The sequence below is a fragment of the Bacteroides intestinalis genome (assembly GCF_003464595.1).
Taxonomy (GTDB): domain Bacteria; phylum Bacteroidota; class Bacteroidia; order Bacteroidales; family Bacteroidaceae; genus Bacteroides; species Bacteroides intestinalis_A.
On sequence record NZ_QRZF01000002.1, the window covers coordinates 298,289 to 320,059 of the forward strand.

The following is a 21,771-nucleotide window of genomic DNA, read 5'->3' on the forward strand; positions in this document are numbered from 1 at the left end:
ATCAATTTGTACATTTTACTAATCTTGATACTGCGATACACTAATATTTTTCTTGCATAATATTAATCTTACTACAACTATGTTTCTTTCTTACAATAGATGTGGTAAGAATATAACATAGTTGTAGTAAGAAACTAATATAACTGTGGTAAGAATAATATTATTAATCCTGATGATTAGTTTATCGCAGTGCAGGAATTAGTTTCTTGCGACATGACATTTAGTTTTTAGTTATATATTGCTCATCATAAAATAATTTATATAATAATTTGGTTTATAAAATAAACTACTTATATTTGTAGCGGAGTTCGAACCCAAAATATGTTTTTATTGTGAAAATCTAAATTGTGTATGATTATGAAAATGACTGGTATTAAATGGGTTACGCTGTTAGTGTTAGTCTTTGGTGCAGTATCTGTTTCTGCTCAGAGTGACTTGACGGTGAAGGTGAAGAATATCCGTTCGGCGAAAGGAAAGGTGATGGTTGCTGCTGATAAAGGGCAGTATGCGATGGCGGACGCTACTGGTGATACAGTGACGCTTGTATTGAAAGAAGTACCCGAAGGGAAATGCAAATTGTATGTGTACCACGATGAAAACGGTAATTATCAATTGGACAGAGTAGACGGTGTACCGACGGAGAATTGTGCGATTGTGGATTTAGACATGACAGCTGAAGCAAAAACAATTGATGTCGAGTTGACCGATCTGCGGAATAAAGCTAAAAAATAATTTAATGGAAGAGAAAGACATTATTATGGAAGACAAAGAATTGAACGAGCAAGAGAGTTTGAAACTTATCACTCAAATGATACAGAATACCCGACGTAATTTAGATACGGGTAGTGGAAATATGTTTTTGTTATGGGGATATGTTGCTGCAATAGTGACGTTGGTAGTTTTTGCAGGAATCTATTGGACGCGAAATCCTGTTTGGATGTGGGGCTTTTGGGGAGTTCCGGTTTTAGGTTATCTCTTTAGCTTCATACTGGTACGTAAGCAACGTAAGCTCGCAAAGTCGTATGGCGATAAGGTCTTGAATGAAATGTGGCAAATCATGGGGCTACTTTGTATTGCGATTGTACTTGGAGCAACGTTTACCAAGCATTATGAGATAATTCTGCCGATATGCGCAATCCTTATTTCTCTGAGTAGTATTATAACCGGGAGCATAATTCGCTATACACTCTTTTCCGGTTTCCCTGCTTTTGGAATTGCATTGGGACTGAATATGTTATTCAGCATTCTGGATAAGCTTCTTCCTATTTGTCATTGTTAGAATTTGTATTAGTGATTGTTTTTGCATTGATTATTCCCGGGCATATCCTGAATTATTGTGCAAGAAAGGATAATAAACGATGAGTACCGGATCATTAACAGCAGAAAAAGCTGATATGTTTGAAGAGGGTAATATAGAGGCTATTACCCGAATGATGCAAAATCGCAAGAAAAATCTGCTTTGGCTGGCAGTTACCTCACTAATGGTATTTTGCCTGTATTGGCTTTCTAATGTAGTGTTATGGGTGCCTTGGAGTCATAGTCCGCAATTGGGTATCATTCTGATGCTGACTGTAAATCCCGTCTTTTGGGGAGTAGGCATATATGTTTGTCTGGTTTGCGAAAGTGGAGTAGGAAATCTGATGAAGAAAGCTCTTCTGTTAGCCTTGATTGCGGTAGGAATATCTTTGCTATCCGACTATCTGTTTTTTGCAGTATACATGAAGTCGAAGGACGTATGGCACATTACCACATTCTATGGTTATGCCTGGTTAGCTGTATTGGCTTTGGGTGAAGCATTCTTATTTTCTAAAAAAATGATGGCTAAACAGTATCCCGTAACGAAAAGACTGTTTTTGGTATTGGGCGTTTTCCTATTAGTGTTGTTGCTGTCTTTGTCTTATCTATTAGCAGAATGAAAAAATGGGAACTTGGGTGATATATATGCTTGCGGGTAATTGGGCTTTGATGCTCTATTTAATACTAAATGTATATGATTGGGAAAAGTGATATATTAAAGAAAGGGAATCAATCATGAAAGCGAATCGTTGGGAGAGTTTTTTAACTTCCTGGAAATTCTTTTCATTGCTGGTGGTATTGCAATTCATTTTGATGCCTGTAGCGACGAAAGATTTTAGGTTTGAGGCAGCGGGAGACATCGTATTCTATACGTTGCAGCATGCCTTTATTATGGATATGTATTCATACAGCTTTTATTTTCAGGTGATGATGATCCTGGCTTTGATAGCTGTTGTAGTCTGGAAGGGAAAGTTTAGCAGGGTTTTTACTGCTATTACAGGTTGTTTTTACCTGCTTTATGCTGTGATACAGAATATGGCAGTAACAGAACAGCATGGTTTCAGTATGGTAACAGTGAACGTTGTAATGATTGGTTTCGTTGCATTAGTCTGGCTGTGGGCTGCATGGAAGGACAACAATGAGTTTTCTTTTGATAATGTTACCTGGAAAACCGGTTGGACGATACCTGTTGCTCTGTTTTGTTTGTGGTGGCCGATGAGTCTGAAAACGGCATTGCCGGATTTTCAGTTGCATTATTTGTATGATGGCGGTTCGGCATTGGCTTTCTGCCCGATGACTCCTGTGTTTCTAACTTTGCTTGTACTAAGTAAACGGGGAGTGAACAGGGTAGTGCTGCGAGTGACAGCAATGGTAGGAGTTATTATCGGATGTTATAATATGGGTAATTTTGCTTCTGATACCGGGTTTTATGTCGGATTGTATCACTTGCCTCTGCTGGGTATGTCCATTTATGCTTTGTTGAGCAGCAGACAGAAGAGACAGAATCCGGAATGTGTATGATTAAAATAATTTGTATTGAATATGGACAATAAGAAATTGAATGAGAAGGAGAGTTTAGAACTCATCACTCAAATGATACAGAATACAAAGTTCAAGATGGTGAAAAACGCCGGAACTCCTTTTTTAGTATGGGGATACATGACTGTGGTGACCTCTTTGCTGGTTTGGTATCTTTTGAAAGAAACCGGCAATTATTACTGGCAGTTTTTATGGCTTCTGATGCCGGCTGTTTCTTACCCGGTCACTATCTATAGCCAGAGGAAAAAGCAAAGGATGGCAAAAACGTATATCGACCGGATAGTAGGATATGTATGGGTAGTTTTCGGACTATGCGGATTGCTGATTTCATGTGTATCTATGATCTATTGGAGTCTGCCTATACTCTTTGTGATTCTGTTGATGATGGGGATGGGAACTACTTTAACCGGGCTGATTATAAACATGAAACTGGTTACGGTAAGCGGTGTGCTGGGTATATTTGCATCATTGGGTTGTCTGTATATAGACAAGTTTGATCAGATATTGCTTTTCGCTTTAGCCTTTGTTTTCATGATGGTCATCCCGGGACACTATTTGAACATAATGTCAAAACGAAGAGTTTAATGTATTATCTTTGCACTATAAAAATAGAAAGAAAGCATGTTTAAAGAACTGAACCCCTTACTGCATTCCGAACTGCGCCTGGCGGTGATGTCGTTGCTTATTGGTGTCGAAGAGGCAGACTTTGTCTTTATCCGGCAACAGACGGGGGCAACGGCGGGCAACCTCAGCGTGCAGATTGATAAACTCAATAAAGCAGGGTATGTGGAGGTGACGAAGACGTTCAAGGGAAAGATGCCTTGCACTATCTGTAAGATTACGCCACAGGGAGTAGACGCTTTTGAGGAATATGTGGAAGCACTGAAAACGTATATTATAAAATAATGAAAGCAAACTTTATAATTAGAGCAGCTTTGCAGTCGGATGCTGTTGAGCTGAAAAATTTATTTCAGAATACTGTTCTCGCGATAAATAGGCGTGATTACTCACAGGCGGAAGTTGAAGACTGGGCATCATGTGGGGATGATCTTTCTAATATAGAAGATATGATAAAGACCCATTATTTTATTGTAGCTATTAATCAACAGTTGGAAATCGTAGGTTTTTCATCTATCACTCCCCAGGGTTATTTACACTCTATGTTTGTTCACAAGGATTTTCAGGGTGAAGGTATTGCTACAATACTTTTGAATGAAATAGAACAGTATGCAATTACAAATGGAATTATACGGATTACATCTGAAGTGAGTTTAACAGCCCGCCCTTTCTTTGAAAAAAAAGGTTATATAGTGGAGGAAGAACAAAAGCGCAAGGCTAATCAGCTTTCTCTTACTAATTTCTGGATGGCCAAACAGGTGATATGTCCGAAAAACTTATAGAATAGACAGAAATCAGATTGAAGTTTTTCGATACTATTCTCTTTTTCTTGTAACATTCCGGAGTGACCCGTATCTAAAGGAAAAACTTTAGAATATATGGCGATGAAAAGATTACTTTTGATCCTGATGTTATTGGGAACTTCTCTTTTGATTTTTGCACAGGATTATCCTTTTTCGGTAGTAAAATCGGGAACAGGAAAACAAACGGTTATATTTATACCCGGTTTTGCATGCTCGGGTGATGTCTGGGCGGAAACAGTCAGCGTACTGAAAGACAGCTATACCTGCTATGTGCTGACAATGGCGGGCTTTTCGGGCGTTGCACCTGAAGAGTGTCCATCATTCGAAAGATGGAAAATGCAGATTGCAAAGTTTATCAAAGAGGAGCGGATAGAGAAACCTATTCTCGTGGGGCATAGTATGGGAGGTGGTTTGGTACTTGCAATTGCGGCTGAATTCCCGGAGCTTACAGGAAAGATTGTGATTGTAGATGCCTTGCCTTGTCTGATGGCTTTGACAGTTCCTGATTTTAAATCTGCTCCTGATAATGACTGCACAGATTTAATTGACAGGATTACAGCTATGGATGAGGAGCAATTTGCACAGATGCAAAGAATGAGTGCGGCAACGCTTACCACTGATTCATTGAGATTTACCGAAATTGTAAACTGGGGATTGGCATCTGACAGAAAGACGTATGCTAAACTATTCTGTGATTTCTCGAATACAGATTTAAGGGAATGTATAAAGAATATAGTTGTCCCTTCTCTCGTACTTTTGGAACCTTATTTCAAACATATAGATACGGTCATTAAGAATCAATATAAGAATTTGTCAGTAGCACAAATCAGATATGCAGATAAAGGCTTGCATTTTGTGATGTTTGATGATAGGGAATGGTTCATTCATCAAATTTGTGAATTTATAAAAGAGCGTTAAGTGGAATTTGAAGATATATATAGGAGGTACTGGAATAAAATATTCCGCTTATGCATGGGGTATGTAAATGACTACAGCTTAGCTCAGGACATGGCTCAGGAAACTTTTATTAAAGTCTGGCAATATCTGCCCACCTTCAGGAATGAAGCCAATATTGATACCTGGATATTTCGTATTGCAACCAATAACTGCCTGCGTCAGCTGGAACGGAAGAAGCAAATCTTATCTACGCAGTTTCCTGCCGATTTATTTGAAGATGAAAAGACGGATATTGAGCCGCAGATTCAGTTACTATACAAGTTTATTGCAGAACTTTCGGAGATAGACCGCATTATCATTTCGCTGGAACTGGAAGATGTCAGGCAAGCGGATATAGCGCAAATCATTGGATTGTCGGAGAGTAATGTCCGTGTAAGGATTCATCGTATAAAAGTCCGGTTAACAAGAAAATTCAAAGAATATGGAGAGTAATATTGATATAAAAGAATTGTGGAACAGGCAGACTGTTCCGGCTGCCGATCAATCTGAAATATTGAATAAGATCAGCCGTTTCAGAAAAAACGGTCTTAAAAAGGGGATATTTCTTGATGTTATCTTAGTGTTGACTATCCTTTTTATGATATTTATCTGGATCTATTTCAAACCGCAATTCTTGAGTACTAAGATTGGAATCATTGTGGGAATCCTGCCGATGTGTATTGTGGTGGTGGTCAATCGGAAGATAACTTCTTTGTATAGGTCATTGGACGAGAAACAGTCGAATATCGATTATTTGAATAATTTGCTTATGCTGAAAGGGAAAGAAACTTTCATGCAGACTAAGGTAATGAGTTTATATTTCATTTTGCTATCCTCCGGTATCCTTCTTTATATGTATGAATATACTCTTAATTCATCTTTTGCGTTCAGACTGATAGCGTATTCTGTTTTGTTTTTATGGATTGCCCTTAATTGGTTTGTTCTGCGTCCTGTAATGATTAAAAAGAATAGGCGGAAGATGGATTGCTTGATCAGGCAGATCGAAAAGATTAAGTCGCAAGTGGATGAATTTTAGTTTCTAAAAAAAAGTTGTACATTTACTCGCTCAAAATAAAAAGATGTAGTATGAAAATTTTAGTTACTTACGCCGTACAGGGCGAGTTTACGGAGTTAAAGTTTCCCGGATTGATAGAGGAGGAAGAAGTTCATATCGGCTATATTCGTACGGGAGTAGGCAAAGTGAAGTCAGCTTATTATGTTTCTGAAGTACTCAATCAGGCCAAGCCGGACTTGGTGATCAACGTAGGTACGGCGGGAAGCATTGATTGTCAGGTAGGAGATATTCTGGTGTGCCGTCATTTTATAGACCGTGATATGCAGAAGTTAGCCGATATGGGTTTAGAATATGAGATTGATTCTTCTGCCTTGCTGGCAGAGAAGGGATACTGTATGCATTGGGCAGGAGAAGGCATTTGTAATACAGGTGATACTTTTCTGACGGAACTTTCGGATGTGAAAGGCGATGTGGTCGATATGGAAGCTTTTGCGCAAGCCTTTGTTTGCCGTGCCAAGAACGTGCCTTTTATTGCTGTGAAGTATGTGACGGATATCATAGGACAGAACTCCGTGAAGCATTGGGAGGATAAACTGGCTGATGCACGTAAGGGGTTGGGGGAATTCTTTGAACAGATAGGTGGAGCGGTTAAATAAGCATCTACTTCAGCGTCTTAAATGAAAGGATATGATAGGTTACTCCTGCTGCAATAATCAGGAGTATTACTTTTACCCATACATATGGAACGATAAAAAACACGCAGTAGAGCATAGTGATCCACATCAGCGAGATGGAAATTATCTTTGCGCGTAGAGGGATGGCTTTGTTTTCACGAAAGTTGCGGATATAAGGGCCGAGATGCTTTTGATTTAATAACCAGTTATATAGGCGAGGCGAACTTTTAAAGTAGAGTGCAGCCGTGAGTAGCAGAAATGGAGTAGTGGGTAACAACGGCAGAAAAATGCCGAGGATACCAAGTGCTAAAGAGAGTGTACCAAGTGCTATATAAAGGGTTTTCATGTCGCAAAAGTACTCTTTTTTTGTTTACGGAGAAAGTTCTGTTTGCTTTGTTGTCTGACATTCGCTTTAAATGCTTATGTTTGCGAAGAATTTTCAATAAAGTCAAAACATGTATTTGAGAAAGTCCGTCTTCACGCTATTGCTGATACTGTGTAATGTATTTGTTGTGGTGGCACAGACCACCGCAGACTCTTTAGCACTTGTTACTGCTCATTGGAATGTAACTTCTATGGGAAAAGGTGTACTTTGTCGCGAAGCGGAGTTCGTTTCTTTGTATGGTGTTCCGCAGCATGTTGCTATTCTTGAAATCAAACCGGAGCAACATCGGTTTGACATTTTAATTCATTCTCCTAAAGAAGAAACCAGTAGTGCGGCCCGTCGTTCCGGTGCAGTGGCGGCTATTAACGGTTCATATTTCGATATCAAGCAAGGAACTTCTATCTGCTATTTGCGGAAAGACGGGGTGGTGGTGGATACTACTGCGACCGGTGTACTCAGTACTGTATCCAATGGTGCCGTGAAAATAGATAAAGGGAAACTGGACATCATAGCCTGGAAGAAACAGGATGAGAAAACTTGCGAACAGAAAGAAGGGAGTATTCTCGTTTCCGGTCCGTTGATGCTGCTGGATGGAAAAGCTTGTGACTTGTCTGCTTGTAACTGGTCATTCGTTCAGACTAAACATCCACGGAGTGCCGTGGCTCTGATGAAGGATGGAACGGTGTTTCTGATTGCGGTTGCGGGCCGTTTCGAAGGTAAGGCGGAAGGTATCAATATCTCTGAGTTGACACATCTTCTCCGTGTATTGGGTGCAAAGAAAGCTTTGAACCTGGATGGTGGTGGCTCTACTACACTTTGGAGCGCTTCTGCACCGGATAATGGAATTGTAAACAAGCTTACTGACAATAAACTTTATGATAATAAAGGGGAGCGTAAGGTTGCCAATTCACTTTGTGTTTACGAATAAAAGCGGAAGATTTAAACTGTAATCCTTAGAATTTTTGTACTTTTGTGCCGTGCCGAGGTGACATTAGGTGCGACAACAGACAAAGTATTTTCTTAATTAGCGTATTAACAAGAATATGTATACAGTTATTAAACGCATGGAAATATCAGCTGCCCATAGCCTGAAACTTTCCTATCGCAGCAAATGTGAGGATCTGCATGGTCACAATTGGATTATCACAGTCTACTGCCGTTCCCGGGAACTCAATGCCGATGGAATGGTAGTTGATTTCAGTCACATCAAAGAAACGGTGAAAGGAAAGCTCGATCACCGTAATTTGAATGAAGTTCTTCCATTCAATCCTACCGCAGAGAATATAGCCCGCTGGATATGTGAGCAGATACCTACTTGCTTCAAAGTCGAGGTGCAGGAATCTGAATCCAATGTAGCCACTTATGAGAAAGAATAACCCTACTGAAAGCCGGCACAAATATTTTTTATGAGAAAGATTAATGAGATTTTTTATAGCTTGCAGGGTGAAGGCTATCACACCGGCACGCCTGCTGTCTTTATCCGCTTTTCCGGTTGCAATCTGAAATGCTCTTTTTGCGATACACGGCATGAAGAAGGTGTACTGATGTCCGATGATGAAATTATTGCCGAAGTAGGAAAGTATCCGGCTGTTACGGTTATCCTGACGGGTGGAGAACCTTCTCTCTGGATTGATGAGGTTTTTATCGACCGTTTGCACCAGGCGGGAAAGTATGTCTGTATCGAAACGAATGGAACGAACCCATTGCCCCAAAATATTGATTGGGTGACTTGTTCTCCCAAGCAAGGGGTAAAGTTGGGGATTACCCGTATGGATGAGGTGAAGGTCGTTTACGAAGGTCAGGACATTGGAGTCTACGAGTTGCTTCCTGCTGAATATTTTTTTCTGCAACCCTGTTCATGTAGTAATACTGCGGAAACAGTGGCGTGCGTCATGCAACATCCTAAATGGCGGTTGAGTCTGCAAACACATAAACTGATTGACATTCGTTAATGAATCGGGTAGTGTTATAGGAATGTAACGTGAATGACATCTTTCTTTTGCTTTTTAGGGCTTACTTTGCCGTGAAATTAAAATTCTAAAAAGAGAAGAAACATGAAATCAATTCGTTTTTTATCCTTGCTGCTTTTGCTGAATTTATTTGCAGCAGGAGGGTACGCAGTAGACCAACCCGTTAAAAAAGAAATTGTCGTAAGTGGTGTGGTGACAGATACGCAGAAACAACCTGTTGCAGGTGTTGTTGTGACAGATGGCGTTAATTTTACACAGACTGATGATAAAGGGCGTTATCAGTTGGTATCTGATCCCGCACAGTCTAAATTCGTTTATCTTTCTGTTCCGGCGGACTACAAAACTAATGTAGAGAATGCATTACCTGTTGGCTATTATGCCCGGATTGATGCAAAAAAGAAAAAGAATCGTTGTGATTTCAGCTTGGTGAAGAGAGAACAGCCGGTTCAGGATTTTACCTTTATAGCTATCTCTGATCCGCAGGCAAGAAATGAGGAACAGTTGGATCGCTTTGCTTCGGAAACTGTGGTTGATTTGAAGGAAACATTGAAGCAATTGTCTTCGCAGGAAGTTTACGGAATGGTTCTGGGAGATATCGTCTGGGATGTTATGCCTTTGTATGATTCGTATAAGAAGGTTATCTCTGATTTGGACTTAACCATGTATCATGTGATTGGTAATCACGACTTTGATCAGCAATATACGGCATTGAGCCTTGCTACGAATAAGGAAGAATACGGGGAATCGGTGTTCGGTGACCATTTTGGACCGACGGATTATTCTCTTAATGTAGGGAAAGTGCATATTATTTCGATGAAGGACATAGACTATAAAGGTAAGAAGAAATATACGGAGCAGTTTACCCCTGAACAATTGGAATGGTTGAAAAAGGATCTGAGCTATGTGAAGCCGGGTACTACCGTACTGTTGAATCTTCATGCTCCTACGGCTAACAGTACGGGTAGAGGAGGAGCTAATGCCCGTAATGCCGAACAACTTTTTGAGATACTAAAAGATTATAAGACGCATATCTTTGTCGGTCATACTCATTTTTATGAAAACCGCATTGTGACTCCTGTTATCTATGAACATAATATTGGTGCAGCTTGTGGTGCCTGGTGGGCAGGAGATGTAAATCGTTGCGGTGCTCCCAATGGTTATCTGATGGTAAATGTGACTGGTGATGACATTTCCTGGCAGTATAAGGCTACCGGTCGTCCATTCGATTATCAGTTTCGTGTGTATAAGCCGGGTGAGTTTCAGAGCCAACCTAAGTATCTGGTGGTTAATGTCTGGGATTATGATCCGGCATGGAAGTTATCCTACTATGAAGACAGCGTTGAGAAACCGGGTGTAATGGAGGCTTTTGACGATGAGGATCAGGATTATATTACAATGAAAGAAGGAAAGGCTACAGGGTATCATACATCGCACTTATTCCGGGTACGTCCTACGGATAAGGCTAAATCAGTGAAGATCGTAGCAACGAATCGTTTCGGTCAGAGCTTTACTCAGGCTGTAGAATTGAAATGACAGGCTTTGAATACTCGTTTATGACGGGTTTATAAACAAAAATAGCTGCAAGTTTTTACTTGCAGCTATTTTCATCTTGCACGGGAGGAGAGGCTCGAACTCCCGACACCTGGTTTTGGAGACCAGTGCTCTACCAACTGAGCTACTCCCGTGTTTGCGGCTGCAAAGGTAATGTAAACTTTTAAATATGCAAGAGGGATGAGCGATTATTTTAACGCTCTCTCGTCTTATAACATCTGTAAGTCCTGATACATAATGCGGTAGGCTGCTGCTTTTTTTTCTAAAGCAAGCGGATAAGCGCGCGAAGAAGAAGGCATCCGATAGAGTCGCATAGGTCTGCCATCAAAAACAAACTCTGTAAAATCTCCCACTTTCGGCTTTTCAAGAGAGAACTGTTCGCATAAAGTTTCCGTTGCTTTCTCACCTGTAGTAACTATGGCTTTACATTCCGGTAAGCGACGGAGCATACCCTCGATATCCGTAGGTTCCACAACTTCCAGAAATTTATCGGATGCATTGTCCTGCAACCGTCGTATGGCGGTAGCTGTATCAAATAGGGCAATGCCTTTTTCTTGCAGGAAAGGGATAATGCGATCTTTGTCGAAAGCTTTTGCCGCTTCGTTCAGAAAATGGTTCTTATCATTGAAGAACAGGAGTCCTACAATCCGCCACATGTCATTGTTCCAGTTCGGGTAGTAAAACTCCATCGACCACCTTTTCTTTTGAGGTGGAAAACTTCCCAGCATCAGCAAACGGGCATCAGCGGGAAGGAAGGGTTCTAAGGGGTGTCGTTCTATTTCCATACTTACCTGTTTTTAGGATAAAAAATGTCTGAAAAGCCCGGAATGTAATTCAGACTTCTCAGACGACTCTGTGATTTTCTTATGCAAAAGTATAGATTATTTCCGGAAGTTACTCTGCTATTTCCAGATTACTCATTTTTTCTGTGATGCGGAAAGGGAAGTCTGGATATTCGTATAGGCTGAACCGTGATTCGGTTTTGCCTTCCGTATAATTCCAGATACTTGCGTAGTCTTCCACATCTTCTCCCATAGCACGCAGTTGTCGCAGGTAAGCGGCTATGGATTTATTCTCTACAATATAGACCTGTCCGAGTTGATTGATTATCGGGCTGTGGCGACGTGTTCCGTCGTGGTCGAAACGAAGGATGCGCTTTCCGTCTTCGGTCATTCCTACCAGATTGAACGTCATGCTCTTGCCAATGGCGGGCAGGTTCAACACGCTGCGGTCTGTGGCAAGGAACGGAAGATGATGTATCTTCAGGAAGTGGCGGATACAGGATGCAGGATCGAGTGCGGTTTCGAGCGATGCAGACAGATTGAAGGCATCTTCTTTATTCAGTTTGCCGAAACGCTTTTCTTCTTGCTGTTCCTGCATGGAACGGCTGTTTGGCGTAAAGACTGCATTGTTTTCTTCGAAACCTTTTACGGAAAATGTATAGTAACAGACAACTCCCAGTTCGTTAAGTACCTGGCGTAGGCGGGTGGTATGTCCCCGACGTGAGGCAGCTACGTTATACACTAGTTGGTTGGTAATCAGCCAGCCTGCCGATAATAATTTGCGAATACCTTCCTTTGCCTCGGGGGTAACCTCCAGTGGCGTTTGGAAATGCGTTTGAATAATGAACTGACGGATACCGATGACGGATGCTTTCTCCTTGAAAGTTCGCAGAATTTCTACCAATTCATTGTTGATACGCATTGGCAGATAAGCTGGCAAACGTGATCCGAGGCGGATACGCTGTAATTCGGCATACTTTTCTCCTTCCGAGCGTTCCTGATTGGCTTTCCGTTTACGGGCAGCCATACGGTAAACGGCTTCCAGAATTGTGTTCAGCGTCTTGTTCTGACTCATGAGGGCATCTCCACCTGTGATGAGGATGTCACGCAATTGGGTATCTTCCTCGAAGTAAGTCATCAGACGGCGTAATTTCTTCTCCCATGTTTCTTTAGGACGCAGGGAGTCAAACTCAAAATTGAGTCGTTTACTCTGGAAGTCATACATACGCTGGCAGGAAGCACAAAGCCCGCCACAAGCGCGTCCCATGGTGTCGGGAATGAGGATGGCTACTTCCGGATAACGACGGTGGATATTGTGTCCGTCGGGCAGAAGCCAGCCGGCCGCATTGGGTTTTCCGGCTTCTACTATGTCTTCACGTTCCCAAGCGCGGATTTGCCCGTAAGTTTCCACCAGTTGCGGGGAGTAGAGGATATAGCTGCGCAGAGATTCATCGTTGTATCCTGTGCTGCCGGGATTTAACAAGTGCAGATAGTAAGGTGTAACGAAGAAAGGCATTCCTTTCTTGCGGGCACGAGATAATAGATACATGGTTTCAGCAGAAAGTGAATTGCCCAGAAAGCGATTCAGCTCCGTAGGGCTTTTGGCAGCCATGGCCAGATGGAAACGGAAGTCATTCCACCATTCGCTGACGAGACGGTATTTCTCTTCGTAGCTGATGCCCTCTTCAAAATGGAAGCGGGAAATGGCAGTACGGTGCTCTATCTTTTGTATCAATGCGTGCAGAATACGCTCTTTATTTTTGGCGCGGATCAGTTGTACATCTTCGTCCAGTCCGCTGGGCCAGCGTTCGGTCCATGCTTTGACGCGTTGGGGTGCGGGGAGTGGGGCAGCAGGATGCTGTAAGCGTTTGAATTGCTGGAAAATATCCAGGAACACGTCTGTTTCCACATCTTCTTCCAGATTTCCGGTAAGAAACGCGTATAGAAGTGACAGGGTGGAAACAATCATTTGTTCATCGGTAGAAAGTTCATGGACTTCCTGGCCGTCATATTCAATCAGAAGTCGAATTTGCCTGACAACTTCACTTTCCGTATCAGCCTGACTGGTAATGAATTCCGAAATGCCTTGTTTGAAGCTTTCCGTACCGTCGCTCTGTTCGGCGATGCGTACAATTTCGGGAAGTTCATTTCGATAAAGTTGCTTCAACTGGGATAAAGTGAGTGCAAGCATTTTCTTTTGTTTCATAAGCGGTTGTTTTTTAATGATTAATACTGAAATAGTTGCGAGCTGCGAACTGCAAGCTATAAATTACGAGCTACGAGTTACAAATTATAAGCTACAGATAACTCTGAAAGCCTTTCAGGCTGCCTGACTTATTGAGCCTAAATCAAGCTATTTGAATTATCAAATCTTCTGAATTATGAAATCTTCTGAATAATCAGATTACTTGAACTAATAGGTTTTGAACTATCAACTTATCAGAGTTTTTTTAACTTCCCCAGTGCAATGGTTTGTCACTGATAGCTTGTAGCCTGTGGCTTAGCGGATAAAGTCCGCTATATCTTACAACAATCTCTTTGCATAAAGTGTTGTTGCTCCTTGGAGCAAAAAAGTTGCATAAAAATAACAAAAAAAGGCGAGGAAATCATTTCTCGCCCTTTCTATTGATTGTTTCTTTAGAAAACTTTTTCTTTTGATAACAGTTTTTGTCTGATAGATATTTCAAGCTTATTTCTCTTCCGTGGCTTTGTTTTTGGGTTCTTTTTTAGCCAGTAATACAACGTTGTACACGTATTCTGTCATCCACTGCTCGGAGTATCCCAGACGCTCTTTATATTGGCGGACTGCCATAGCCGTCTTATGTACATCGTCCTTTTTCCATACGGTTTTGGTGCAGACGTCATGTACGGTCTTTTCGGTCATACTGCGCAGTGCGCCTTTAAAAACAGAGGGCACGCGGAACTTCCATTGCATCAAGTTACCCATCAACATCATCAGGTCTTGTGAGAAGCCTTGATACATAAACAAGTATGCCTGCACATCATTCTGCGTGCGGCAATGCTTCTTTACGGAAGCGTCGATTTCCTTGAAGAAGTTTTCACTCAGTCCATAGTCCTGCATCAGCATTTTGCGTGAAGCAGTCTTTTCGGCTTGTCCCAGTCGTCCGCCCTGAGTCGGTATTTTGAACAGGCGTTTGAAGTTGGCTACATCCGGCACGAAACGAATGTTCGTAATTCCCAGATTAGCGGCAATCACGGACTGGAAATAAACGCGTGTCAGTGACACGAAATCTTCCACGTTTTTGGAGGAAGTACCCTCGGAATTCTTTTTAAATAGTTTGGCAAATATACCCATCTTATTTATGTTTTATGATTTATGATTTATAATTGCCGGGGCAATTGCGGTTGCAAAAGTACGAAATAAGTTGATTTACACCAACAATTGTATAAATCATAATTTATAAATCATAAATCTCTTACCAGCACTCCACGTCATTTTCTACCTCTTTGAGGCGGTCTTTTGTGAAAACAGGGTCTTTGATACCCGCCCGTTTCTGTGCACGGTAGTCTTCCAGCAGTTTGAAAGCGTATTTACCGAGCAGGCTGATGGCAATCAGATTACAGAGCGCCATCAATCCCATGGTGACATCTGCCAGACTCCAGGCCACATCCAGTGCAGCGAGCGCACCGAACAGTACCATACCACCTACCAGAATGCGGTAAATGTTCAATATCCATTTCTTACGGGTAAGATAACGTACATTGGCTTCTCCATAATAATAATTACCCAGAATGCTGCTGAAGGCGAAGAAGAACAAAGCAATAGCAACAAAAATGCTTCCTGCTGAACCTATCTCATTCGTCAATGCTTGTTGCGTAAGTTGTACCCCGTTGGTAGAGCCGTCCAGCGGCGCACCACTGAAAAGTATAATGAACGCGGTGCAGGTACATATAATTAATGTATCGGTGAAAACGCCCAAGGTCTGTATCAGCCCCTGCTTTACGGGATGTGTGACGTGTGCGGTGGCTGCCACATTGGGAGCGGAACCCATACCGGCTTCATTGCTGAACAATCCCCGCTTGATGCCTTGCATCAATGCAATACCTACGCCACCACCCAATGCCTGTTGCCAGCCGAAGGCATGGCTGACGATGAGTTTGATAACGGCAGGAAGTTCAGTGATATTGATAGCTACAATAATCAGTGCCAAAGCAATATATCCCAATGCCATAATGGGGACAATAATGCTGCTCACTTTAGCAATGCGCTGTACACCACCGAAGATAATAAGCAGTGTAGCTATGGTAATAACCCCTCCTACAATGGCGTGGTCGAAACCGAACGCATGTTCAAAAGCTGCACACAGCGTGTTGCTTTGCACGGAGTTGAAGGCAAAACCGAAAGTTATTGTAATGAGTATGGCAAACACGGTACCCATCCACGGTTGTTTCAATCCTTTCCGCATATAGTAGGCGGGACCGCCAATGAAGGAATCTTTGCCTTTCACCTTATATAATTGTGCCAGCGTGGACTCTACGAATGCACTGGCAGCACCAAACAGGGCAATGACCCACATCCAGAATACTGCTCCCGGCCCGCCTACAGCGATGGCAGTGGCCACACCCGCCAGATTGCCCGTACCTACACGGCTGGCAATGGAGATGGCAAATGCCTGGAATGAAGAGATATGCTTTTCACCCGGCTTTCCGTTCGTTCCTGCTGAGTCACCCAGTAAACGTACCATTTCACCTATCATGCGGAACTGTACGAAGCGGGTTTTCAGCGTGAACCAAAGGGCACATCCCAAAAGCAGAGCGATAAGGATATAGGTCCAGAGAATATCGTTGATTGAATTGATTATATTCATGCTATATTGTTTAATATTTACTTGTTTAATGATAAACTGCCGGTTCTTCTGTCTGAATTTATTGATTATAAAGGTCGCAAAAGATATCTTTTGTAACTGATTGAATATTAATGTATTGTGTTGAGGTGTTCTAAGACTGCGACTGAGGCACCCTAAGTATACGACTGAGATACCCTAAGTATCATACTGAGATCCCCTAAAATAACAACTGTTTCTGTTTTTTGTTTTTCTGTAAACAAGTTTTTCTTCATATCCAGAAAGTAGAAGTCAGGATTGAAGAATGATTATTTATTTTAATCTGAAGTGAAACTTATGACCTTCAAATACCGGTTCTACGATATCAAACCGGATGAACTTGGCAAGTAAATGTTCCGCTGCACGTCGGGAAAGGCGTGCCAGCCTACAATACCTGTTTAGCGATAGACTGTCATTTTCTTCCAACAAGTCAAGCAACAACTGTTCGCGCTCAGTATAAGTTATCAGTTCTCCCCGCGGACTACCACTTTGCTGCCATACACGCAGATGAACCGGTGTAGCGAGTATATTCTCATCCTTGATGCGCAGATAAGCCAGCGGTTTTCCTGTTTCATCCTTGGCATATACGGGTTTTTGCAAACTTTCTTCAATCTGCACTACCAGCACGCTGCGTCCTTCCGCCTGAAAGGTCTGCATGGTGTAATTCACTTCCGGCTGACAGTACATTTGTGCTGCCGCCTCTATCATATATTGTTCCTCATCGGAGCGAACTCCGGCAATCTTTCCGTTATCTTTTACCCCGATCAGCAACCGCCCGCCGTCCGTATTGGCAAAGGCGGAGAGCGTTTTTGCGATCTTACGGGCATCGGAAATCTCAAACTTAAAGTCCTGCCTTTGGTGTTCGCCTTCGGCTATGAGCAAGTGTATGTATTCCGTATCTGTAAGGGGTTTCATGCCTGCAAAAGTAGGTAAAAAACGCCAGAGGACGTTTTTTTGTGCAATTTTTGCGGATTATTTCAAAAAAAATATTGTTTTTCTGCATTTATTTCAAGAAAGAGTGTATTTTTGCCAGACATTATTAACGAAGTAATATTAATAAGAAAAGGATTATGAAAGAATTAGTTGAAAAAGTTGCTGAATTGTATGCAGCATTCGAGAAAGATGCAAAAGCTCAGATTGAAAATGGTAACAAAGCTGCCGGTACTCGTGCACGTAAGGCTTCTTTGGAAATCGAAAAATCAATGAAAGCATTCCGCAAAGCATCTTTGGAAGCTGCTAAATAATAAGCACGCTTACTGAAAGAATTGAAAGACCGTCTCAATGAGAGCGGTCTTTTTTGTTTTACAGGTATGAAGACACTCTGAATAGTTATTCATTATTTAACTTCCCATTATTTGTTTCCTTCTCTTCGAATTGCTAATTTTGACCGAATTATAAGTTGTGTAGTGGATTATGAATGAAAACGTTCTCAATAAACTGAAAATACTGGCGGAGTCGGCCAAATATGACGTCTCATGCTCGTCCAGCGGTACCGTGCGTTCCAACAAACCCGGTATGTTGGGCAATACTGTCGGCGGCTGGGGCATTTGCCATAGTTTTGCTGAGGACGGACGTTGCATTTCACTACTGAAAGTGATGTTGACGAACTATTGCATCTATGACTGTGCATATTGCATCAATCGTCGCTCTAATGATTTGCCGCGTGCTACGCTTTCTGTCAGTGAGTTGGTAGATCTGACGATGGAGTTCTATCGCCGCAATTATATAGAAGGACTGTTCCTAAGCAGTGGTGTGGTGCGGAGTCCGGATTATACCATGGAACGCCTGGTGCGCGTGGCAAAAGACTTGCGCACAGTGCATCGTTTCAATGGCTATATTCATTTGAAAAGTATTCCCGGAGCCAGTCGTGAACTGGTGAACGAAGCGGGATTGTATGCCGACCGCCTCAGCGTTAATGTAGAAATACCGAAAGAGGAGAATCTGAAACTTCTTGCCCCCGAGAAAGATCATAAAAGTGTATATGCACCGATGCGTTATATTCAGCAAGGCGTATTGGAAAGTTCGGAGGAACGGAAGAAACACCGCCATGCACCACGTTTTGCCCCTGCCGGACAGAGTACGCAAATGATTGTAGGGGCTACGGCGGAAACGGACAAAGATATCCTTTTTCTTTCATCTGCTCTTTATAAAGGACCTACAATGAGGCGTGTCTATTATTCCGGTTATATCTCTGTGAATACGTATGATACGCGTTTGCCGGCCCTGAAGCAACCACCGCTGGTGCGTGAAAATCGCCTGTATCAGGCAGATTGGCTTATGCGCTTTTATCAGTTTAAGGTGGAAGAGATTGTGGATGATGCATATCCTGACCTGGACCTGGAGATTGATCCTAAACTGTCGTGGGCCTTGCGCCATCCGGAGCAGTTTCCGGTAGATATCAATCGGGCGGATTATGAGATGTTATTGCGTATTCCCGGTGTCGGAGTGAAGTCGGCAAGATTGATTGTGGCATCCCGTCGTTTTTCTAAGTTAGGTTTCTATGAGTTGAAGAAGATAGGAGTAGTGATGAAGAAAGCGCAGTACTTTATTACTTGCCATGAACTCCCCATGAAGACAGTGAATGAGATGACTCCGCAAACAGTGCGCAGTTTGCTGATAACGAAATCGAACAAGAAGAAAGTGGACGAAAGGCAGTTGTTGCTTGATTTCCACGACTAAGAGAGTTCTTTTCCATGAATATATTTGTTTTTGATAATACTTTCGAGGGCTTGCTGACTTCTGTTTTTGAAGCCTATTCCCGTCGTGTTTTTCCTGATGCATTGTCTCCGGAAGGAGAGCCATTACCCTTATTTCATGATGAAGTCTTCACGGTAATCACCGAAGAAGAAAAGGCAAAGCGAGTATGGCGTGGTCTGCAAAAGAAACTTTCTTCCGGTGCTCTGTCTTGCCTTGCCCAATGTTGGCTGGCGGAGGAACAGGAAACTCCGATACTTTTGTTCCGCTATATTTGTAAGGCGATTGATGCTTCCCGTTCCATTGAAACCAATTTTGCCGATCCGGATGTGCTGGAATTCTCGCGTATGTGGAAGCGGGTGGATTGGGAACGTCTTCGTATGCTCCAGTTTATTCGTTTTCAGAAAGCTGCCGATGGCACCTTCTTTGCTGCGGTAGAACCGGAAAAGAATGCTCTGCCACTGGCTATCGATCATTTTAAGGATCGTTTTGCCGATCAGCCCTGGCTGATATACGACATAAAACGGGCGTATGGCTTCTATTATGATTTGAAAGAAGTACGTCAGGTCACCTTTGAAGAAGGTTCACGCGAGGGACATCTGATTACAGGTATGCTGGACGAAAGCCTGATGGATAAAGACGAGAAACTTTTTCAGCAACTCTGGAAGACATACTTTAAAGCCATCTGTATCAAAGAACGACTAAATCCGCGGAAGCATAAACAAGATATGCCTGTACGTTACTGGAAACACATGACAGAGAAGCAGTAACAAGATCATTCGATTTGTTCTACTGTCACATCCGGCCATTCTTGCATAAGTGACAGCATGTGTCCTTCGTCATTACCCCGCTTGGATTTGATAACCATAGTCACTATATACCTTTCTGTATCTCCGGAACCTAATCTTTCCATTTTGTAGGAGACTAACATATAATTTCGGGAGTTAAAGCGATCGGATACTTCCTTAAGGATATCCTTATTTCCGGTAGAGAATGTTATCATGGAGCTTTTCATCCCTACACTTTTGAACAGGATGCTGAGGAGTTCCAGTCCCGCCAGAGTGAGTAGGGTAGCGGCTATACCTATTACATACATTCCAGCCCCAACTGCCAGACCGATGCCTGCTGTAGCCCATATTCCGGCAGCAGTAGTCAGCCCTCTGACAATTTGTTTTTGTAATATGATGGTACCGGCACCGATAAAACCGATACCGCTGACTACCTGGGCCGCTACACGACTCGGGTCCAGTGAGACACTGTTTTCTTTGATAATGTCCTGAAAGCCATATTGGGAAACAATCATGATGAGGGCACTGCCCAGCGATACTAAAAAGTGAGTACGGTATCCTGCTTCTTTGGCACGGTATTCTCTGTCCAAGCCGATGATGGCACCTAAAATGCCGGCTACTAATAGTCTGAGTACGAAATCGAAATCTAATGTCATATTGGCTCCTTTCTGTGTTTTAAGTTACTGTACTTTTTCTTTCGGCTTGCCCCGAAAGAAAAAGATACCAAAAAGAAAGAGGCACCGGCTACGTCTCCGGAGCTACTCCGGCAATGGCAGTGTCGGAGTAGCCCCGGAAGTGCAGCCTTGAGTTTTTCTTTTGGTATCTTTTCTTTTGTCTCAAGACAAAAGAAAAGTACTTAATTTATAACCCATGCCCTATTATGCGGCACCGTCTTCTTCGGATCATAGTGCATTCCCGCCTGTGTCGGTATTTTAAGAACGTATGTACGTCCACTTTTGTTTTGTAAAGAACTATCGCGCAGCCATGGGTTGGCATCCTTCAGTTGGGCGTAGGTAATACCTTTACTCTTGGCAAATTGTGCCAGATTGTCGATACTTGTTGTTACATTGACCTCTGTATGGGGGATGACCGGATAAAGGTGTTCCCGTTTCAGTAAAAAGCCATAGCGCTGCGGATTACTGATGATAGCTTTAGCGGCAAGCAGACGGAACATGTAACGGGAAGTTTCTTCTACAAGCCAAAGGTCTACGGCTTGATCTACGAGCTGTTTTTTCAGTTCGGAGGAGATGCGGCCTTGTCCGCCATTGTAGGCAGCGGCTACGCAGAGCCAGTTACCATATCTTTGGTAGGCATCTTTCAGATATTGGCATGCGGCACGGGTGGCTTTCTCCACGTGATAACGTTCGTCGATATTGGGGTTTACTTCAAGGCCGAATTCGCGTCCGGTAGTTTGCATGAACTGCCACATTCCGGCTGCTCCTGCCGGACTACGGGCAAGGGTATTGAGGTTGCTTTCTATTACGGCGAGATATTTGAAATCATCGGGTACACCGTTTTCCTTCAATATGGGTTCTATGATGGGAAAGAAGCGGTTCGCACGCTTGATGGTGAGCATGGTGGTGGAGTGCATATAGGTGAACGACATTTGTTCGCGGTCCATACGTTCACGATGATCGTAGCGCGTCAGGTCAATTTCCTGTCCGGCAAAGGTGATTTTGTCCGGTACGGAAGGGGAGGTGACACAGTAGGGAACTTCGGATTTAACGGATTGCTGTTCAGGGTCTATCGTGCTGTGCCCAAACAGAAATGGAAGTGTGGCACCGGCGCATAGAGCAACTGAGGTAACTATCAGGATATGTATTGAGCTTTTTTTCATTTTCAAAAGTTTGTTTGGTTCGAGGTCGAATATACAATA

25 protein-coding genes, 1 tRNA gene and 1 pseudogene are annotated in these 21,771 nt (G+C 42.6%); 18 read left to right on the plus strand and 9 right to left on the minus strand.

What is annotated here, in order from left to right; genetic code table 11:
- Positions 1–357: 357 nt before the first annotated feature.
- From DWW10_RS03630 to DWW10_RS03680, 11 genes and pseudogenes are all read left to right on the plus strand, one after another.
- Positions 358–732 carry a DUF2141 domain-containing protein gene (locus tag DWW10_RS03630; RefSeq protein ID WP_022392071.1) on the plus strand — a complete coding sequence of 125 codons (375 nt, stop codon included), beginning with the start codon at positions 358–360 and terminating at the stop codon, positions 730–732.
- Positions 733–736: 4 nt separating this feature from the next.
- Positions 737–1,362 (plus strand): annotated as a pseudogene (locus DWW10_RS03635) (hypothetical protein).
- Complete coding sequence (locus DWW10_RS03640) at positions 1,359–1,916, plus strand: hypothetical protein (RefSeq protein ID WP_022392073.1); 558 nt, start codon at positions 1,359–1,361, stop codon at positions 1,914–1,916. Before DWW10_RS03635 ends, DWW10_RS03640 begins: the two are co-directional and overlap by 4 nt.
- A gap of 115 nt (positions 1,917–2,031) precedes the next feature.
- Positions 2,032–2,817, plus strand: coding sequence for a hypothetical protein (locus tag DWW10_RS03645; RefSeq protein ID WP_022392074.1), 786 nt, complete (start codon positions 2,032–2,034; stop codon positions 2,815–2,817).
- A 21-nt stretch (positions 2,818–2,838) separates the two neighbouring features.
- Positions 2,839–3,420, plus strand: a complete 582-nt coding sequence (locus DWW10_RS03650) for a hypothetical protein (protein WP_022392075.1) — start codon at positions 2,839–2,841, stop codon at positions 3,418–3,420.
- Between the two features lie 36 nt (positions 3,421–3,456).
- Positions 3,457–3,741 (plus strand): winged helix-turn-helix domain-containing protein, encoded by a 285-nt coding sequence (locus tag DWW10_RS03655; RefSeq protein ID WP_007213050.1) that lies wholly within the window; start codon positions 3,457–3,459, stop codon positions 3,739–3,741.
- Positions 3,741–4,235 (plus strand): GNAT family N-acetyltransferase, encoded by a 495-nt coding sequence (locus tag DWW10_RS03660; protein ID WP_022392076.1) that lies wholly within the window; start codon positions 3,741–3,743, stop codon positions 4,233–4,235. Before DWW10_RS03655 ends, DWW10_RS03660 begins: the two co-directional genes overlap by 1 nt.
- A gap of 96 nt (positions 4,236–4,331) precedes the next feature.
- On the plus strand, positions 4,332–5,174 hold the full coding sequence (locus DWW10_RS03665) for an alpha/beta fold hydrolase (RefSeq protein WP_022392077.1): 843 nt from the start codon (positions 4,332–4,334) through the stop codon (positions 5,172–5,174).
- The gene (locus tag DWW10_RS03670) at positions 5,175–5,645 is read left to right on the plus strand and encodes an RNA polymerase sigma factor (protein WP_118420838.1); all 471 of its coding nucleotides are present in this window, start codon (positions 5,175–5,177) and stop codon (positions 5,643–5,645) included.
- Positions 5,635–6,228, plus strand: a complete 594-nt coding sequence (locus DWW10_RS03675) for a hypothetical protein (protein ID WP_022392079.1) — start codon at positions 5,635–5,637, stop codon at positions 6,226–6,228. The genes DWW10_RS03670 and DWW10_RS03675 overlap by 11 nt, the downstream gene beginning before the upstream one ends.
- A gap of 50 nt (positions 6,229–6,278) precedes the next feature.
- The gene (locus DWW10_RS03680; RefSeq protein WP_022209546.1) at positions 6,279–6,863 is read left to right on the plus strand and encodes a 5'-methylthioadenosine/S-adenosylhomocysteine nucleosidase family protein; all 585 of its coding nucleotides are present in this window, start codon (positions 6,279–6,281) and stop codon (positions 6,861–6,863) included.
- Positions 6,864–6,867: 4 nt separating this feature from the next.
- On the opposite strand, the gene DWW10_RS03685 is transcribed toward DWW10_RS03680, so the two are convergent.
- Positions 6,868–7,227: a YbaN family protein gene (locus DWW10_RS03685; protein WP_022392080.1), complete on the minus strand. Its 360-nt coding sequence runs from the start codon at positions 7,225–7,227 to the stop codon at positions 6,868–6,870.
- 109 nt (positions 7,228–7,336) lie between these two features.
- Between DWW10_RS03685 and DWW10_RS03690 the strand changes: the two genes are divergently transcribed.
- From DWW10_RS03690 to DWW10_RS03705, 4 genes are all read left to right on the plus strand, one after another.
- Entirely contained in the window at positions 7,337–8,194 is an 858-nt protein-coding gene (locus tag DWW10_RS03690; RefSeq protein WP_022392081.1) for a phosphodiester glycosidase family protein, read from the plus strand.
- Positions 8,195–8,309: 115 nt separating this feature from the next.
- Positions 8,310–8,642 (plus strand): 6-carboxytetrahydropterin synthase QueD, encoded by a 333-nt coding sequence (gene queD, locus DWW10_RS03695; protein ID WP_007213057.1) that lies wholly within the window; start codon positions 8,310–8,312, stop codon positions 8,640–8,642.
- A gap of 30 nt (positions 8,643–8,672) precedes the next feature.
- The gene (locus DWW10_RS03700; protein ID WP_022392082.1) at positions 8,673–9,218 is read left to right on the plus strand and encodes a 7-carboxy-7-deazaguanine synthase QueE; all 546 of its coding nucleotides are present in this window, start codon (positions 8,673–8,675) and stop codon (positions 9,216–9,218) included.
- Between the two features lie 102 nt (positions 9,219–9,320).
- Positions 9,321–10,769 (plus strand): calcineurin-like phosphoesterase C-terminal domain-containing protein, encoded by a 1,449-nt coding sequence (locus DWW10_RS03705; RefSeq protein ID WP_118420839.1) that lies wholly within the window; start codon positions 9,321–9,323, stop codon positions 10,767–10,769.
- A gap of 79 nt (positions 10,770–10,848) precedes the next feature.
- On the opposite strand, the gene DWW10_RS03710 is transcribed toward DWW10_RS03705, so the two are convergent.
- The 6 genes from DWW10_RS03710 to DWW10_RS03735 all read right to left on the minus strand — a co-directional run bounded on the left by DWW10_RS03710 (position 10,849) and on the right by DWW10_RS03735 (position 17,328).
- A tRNA-Trp gene (locus DWW10_RS03710) sits at positions 10,849–10,921 on the minus strand.
- Positions 10,922–10,996: 75 nt separating this feature from the next.
- Complete coding sequence (locus DWW10_RS03715; RefSeq protein ID WP_118420840.1) at positions 10,997–11,572, minus strand: uracil-DNA glycosylase family protein; 576 nt, start codon at positions 11,570–11,572, stop codon at positions 10,997–10,999.
- A 109-nt stretch (positions 11,573–11,681) separates the two neighbouring features.
- Positions 11,682–13,775 carry a KamA family radical SAM protein gene (locus tag DWW10_RS03720; protein WP_118420841.1) on the minus strand — a complete coding sequence of 698 codons (2,094 nt, stop codon included), beginning with the start codon at positions 13,773–13,775 and terminating at the stop codon, positions 11,682–11,684.
- A 483-nt stretch (positions 13,776–14,258) separates the two neighbouring features.
- Entirely contained in the window at positions 14,259–14,885 is a 627-nt protein-coding gene (locus DWW10_RS03725; RefSeq protein WP_007213063.1) for a hypothetical protein, read from the minus strand.
- Between the two features lie 121 nt (positions 14,886–15,006).
- Positions 15,007–16,398 (minus strand): alanine/glycine:cation symporter family protein, encoded by a 1,392-nt coding sequence (locus DWW10_RS03730; protein ID WP_118420842.1) that lies wholly within the window; start codon positions 16,396–16,398, stop codon positions 15,007–15,009.
- Positions 16,399–16,686: 288 nt separating this feature from the next.
- Positions 16,687–17,328 (minus strand): AlbA family DNA-binding domain-containing protein, encoded by a 642-nt coding sequence (locus tag DWW10_RS03735; RefSeq protein WP_007213065.1) that lies wholly within the window; start codon positions 17,326–17,328, stop codon positions 16,687–16,689.
- Between the two features lie 155 nt (positions 17,329–17,483).
- Between DWW10_RS03735 and DWW10_RS03740 the strand changes: the two genes are divergently transcribed.
- The 3 genes from DWW10_RS03740 to DWW10_RS03750 all read left to right on the plus strand — a co-directional run bounded on the left by DWW10_RS03740 (position 17,484) and on the right by DWW10_RS03750 (position 19,877).
- A complete protein-coding gene (locus DWW10_RS03740) occupies positions 17,484–17,657 on the plus strand; it encodes a histone H1 (protein WP_007213067.1) in 174 nt (57 codons plus the stop codon).
- Positions 17,658–17,826: 169 nt separating this feature from the next.
- Positions 17,827–19,092 carry a putative DNA modification/repair radical SAM protein gene (locus tag DWW10_RS03745; RefSeq protein ID WP_118420843.1) on the plus strand — a complete coding sequence of 422 codons (1,266 nt, stop codon included), beginning with the start codon at positions 17,827–17,829 and terminating at the stop codon, positions 19,090–19,092.
- Positions 19,093–19,106: 14 nt separating this feature from the next.
- The gene (locus DWW10_RS03750) at positions 19,107–19,877 is read left to right on the plus strand and encodes a TIGR03915 family putative DNA repair protein (protein WP_118420844.1); all 771 of its coding nucleotides are present in this window, start codon (positions 19,107–19,109) and stop codon (positions 19,875–19,877) included.
- Positions 19,878–19,882: 5 nt separating this feature from the next.
- Here the strand turns inward: DWW10_RS03750 and DWW10_RS03755 are convergent, their stop codons facing one another.
- Together DWW10_RS03755 and DWW10_RS03760 are read right to left on the minus strand one after the other, a co-directional pair.
- A complete protein-coding gene (locus DWW10_RS03755) occupies positions 19,883–20,551 on the minus strand; it encodes an MgtC/SapB family protein (RefSeq protein ID WP_118420845.1) in 669 nt (222 codons plus the stop codon).
- A gap of 200 nt (positions 20,552–20,751) precedes the next feature.
- Positions 20,752–21,732 carry a lytic transglycosylase domain-containing protein gene (locus DWW10_RS03760; protein ID WP_118420846.1) on the minus strand — a complete coding sequence of 327 codons (981 nt, stop codon included), beginning with the start codon at positions 21,730–21,732 and terminating at the stop codon, positions 20,752–20,754.
- Between the last annotated feature and the right edge of the window lie 39 nt (positions 21,733–21,771).

Excerpts from the sequence above, each read along its gene's own strand:
- DWW10_RS03630 (WP_022392071.1), top strand. The coding sequence starts at position 358 with ATGAAAATGACTGGTATTAAATGGGTTACGCTGTTAGTGTTAGTCTTT.
- DWW10_RS03640 (WP_022392073.1), top strand. The coding sequence starts at position 1,359 with ATGAGTACCGGATCATTAACAGCAGAAAAAGCTGATATGTTTGAAGAG.
- DWW10_RS03645 (WP_022392074.1), top strand. The coding sequence starts at position 2,032 with ATGAAAGCGAATCGTTGGGAGAGTTTTTTAACTTCCTGGAAATTCTTT.
- DWW10_RS03650 (WP_022392075.1), top strand. The coding sequence starts at position 2,839 with ATGGACAATAAGAAATTGAATGAGAAGGAGAGTTTAGAACTCATCACT.
- DWW10_RS03655 (WP_007213050.1), top strand. The coding sequence starts at position 3,457 with ATGTTTAAAGAACTGAACCCCTTACTGCATTCCGAACTGCGCCTGGCG.
- DWW10_RS03660 (WP_022392076.1), top strand. The coding sequence starts at position 3,741 with ATGAAAGCAAACTTTATAATTAGAGCAGCTTTGCAGTCGGATGCTGTT.
- DWW10_RS03665 (WP_022392077.1), top strand. The coding sequence starts at position 4,332 with ATGGCGATGAAAAGATTACTTTTGATCCTGATGTTATTGGGAACTTCT.
- DWW10_RS03675 (WP_022392079.1), top strand. The coding sequence starts at position 5,635 with ATGGAGAGTAATATTGATATAAAAGAATTGTGGAACAGGCAGACTGTT.
- DWW10_RS03680 (WP_022209546.1), top strand. The coding sequence starts at position 6,279 with ATGAAAATTTTAGTTACTTACGCCGTACAGGGCGAGTTTACGGAGTTA.
- DWW10_RS03685 (WP_022392080.1), bottom strand. The coding sequence starts at position 7,227 with ATGAAAACCCTTTATATAGCACTTGGTACACTCTCTTTAGCACTTGGT.
- DWW10_RS03690 (WP_022392081.1), top strand. The coding sequence starts at position 7,337 with ATGTATTTGAGAAAGTCCGTCTTCACGCTATTGCTGATACTGTGTAAT.
- queD (WP_007213057.1), top strand. The coding sequence starts at position 8,310 with ATGTATACAGTTATTAAACGCATGGAAATATCAGCTGCCCATAGCCTG.
- DWW10_RS03700 (WP_022392082.1), top strand. The coding sequence starts at position 8,673 with ATGAGAAAGATTAATGAGATTTTTTATAGCTTGCAGGGTGAAGGCTAT.
- DWW10_RS03705 (WP_118420839.1), top strand. The coding sequence starts at position 9,321 with ATGAAATCAATTCGTTTTTTATCCTTGCTGCTTTTGCTGAATTTATTT.
- DWW10_RS03715 (WP_118420840.1), bottom strand. The coding sequence starts at position 11,572 with ATGGAAATAGAACGACACCCCTTAGAACCCTTCCTTCCCGCTGATGCC.
- DWW10_RS03720 (WP_118420841.1), bottom strand. The coding sequence starts at position 13,775 with ATGAAACAAAAGAAAATGCTTGCACTCACTTTATCCCAGTTGAAGCAA.
- DWW10_RS03725 (WP_007213063.1), bottom strand. The coding sequence starts at position 14,885 with ATGGGTATATTTGCCAAACTATTTAAAAAGAATTCCGAGGGTACTTCC.
- DWW10_RS03730 (WP_118420842.1), bottom strand. The coding sequence starts at position 16,398 with ATGAATATAATCAATTCAATCAACGATATTCTCTGGACCTATATCCTT.
- DWW10_RS03735 (WP_007213065.1), bottom strand. The coding sequence starts at position 17,328 with ATGAAACCCCTTACAGATACGGAATACATACACTTGCTCATAGCCGAA.
- DWW10_RS03740 (WP_007213067.1), top strand. The coding sequence starts at position 17,484 with ATGAAAGAATTAGTTGAAAAAGTTGCTGAATTGTATGCAGCATTCGAG.
- DWW10_RS03745 (WP_118420843.1), top strand. The coding sequence starts at position 17,827 with ATGAATGAAAACGTTCTCAATAAACTGAAAATACTGGCGGAGTCGGCC.
- DWW10_RS03750 (WP_118420844.1), top strand. The coding sequence starts at position 19,107 with ATGAATATATTTGTTTTTGATAATACTTTCGAGGGCTTGCTGACTTCT.
- DWW10_RS03755 (WP_118420845.1), bottom strand. The coding sequence starts at position 20,551 with ATGACATTAGATTTCGATTTCGTACTCAGACTATTAGTAGCCGGCATT.
- DWW10_RS03760 (WP_118420846.1), bottom strand. The coding sequence starts at position 21,732 with ATGAAAAAAAGCTCAATACATATCCTGATAGTTACCTCAGTTGCTCTA.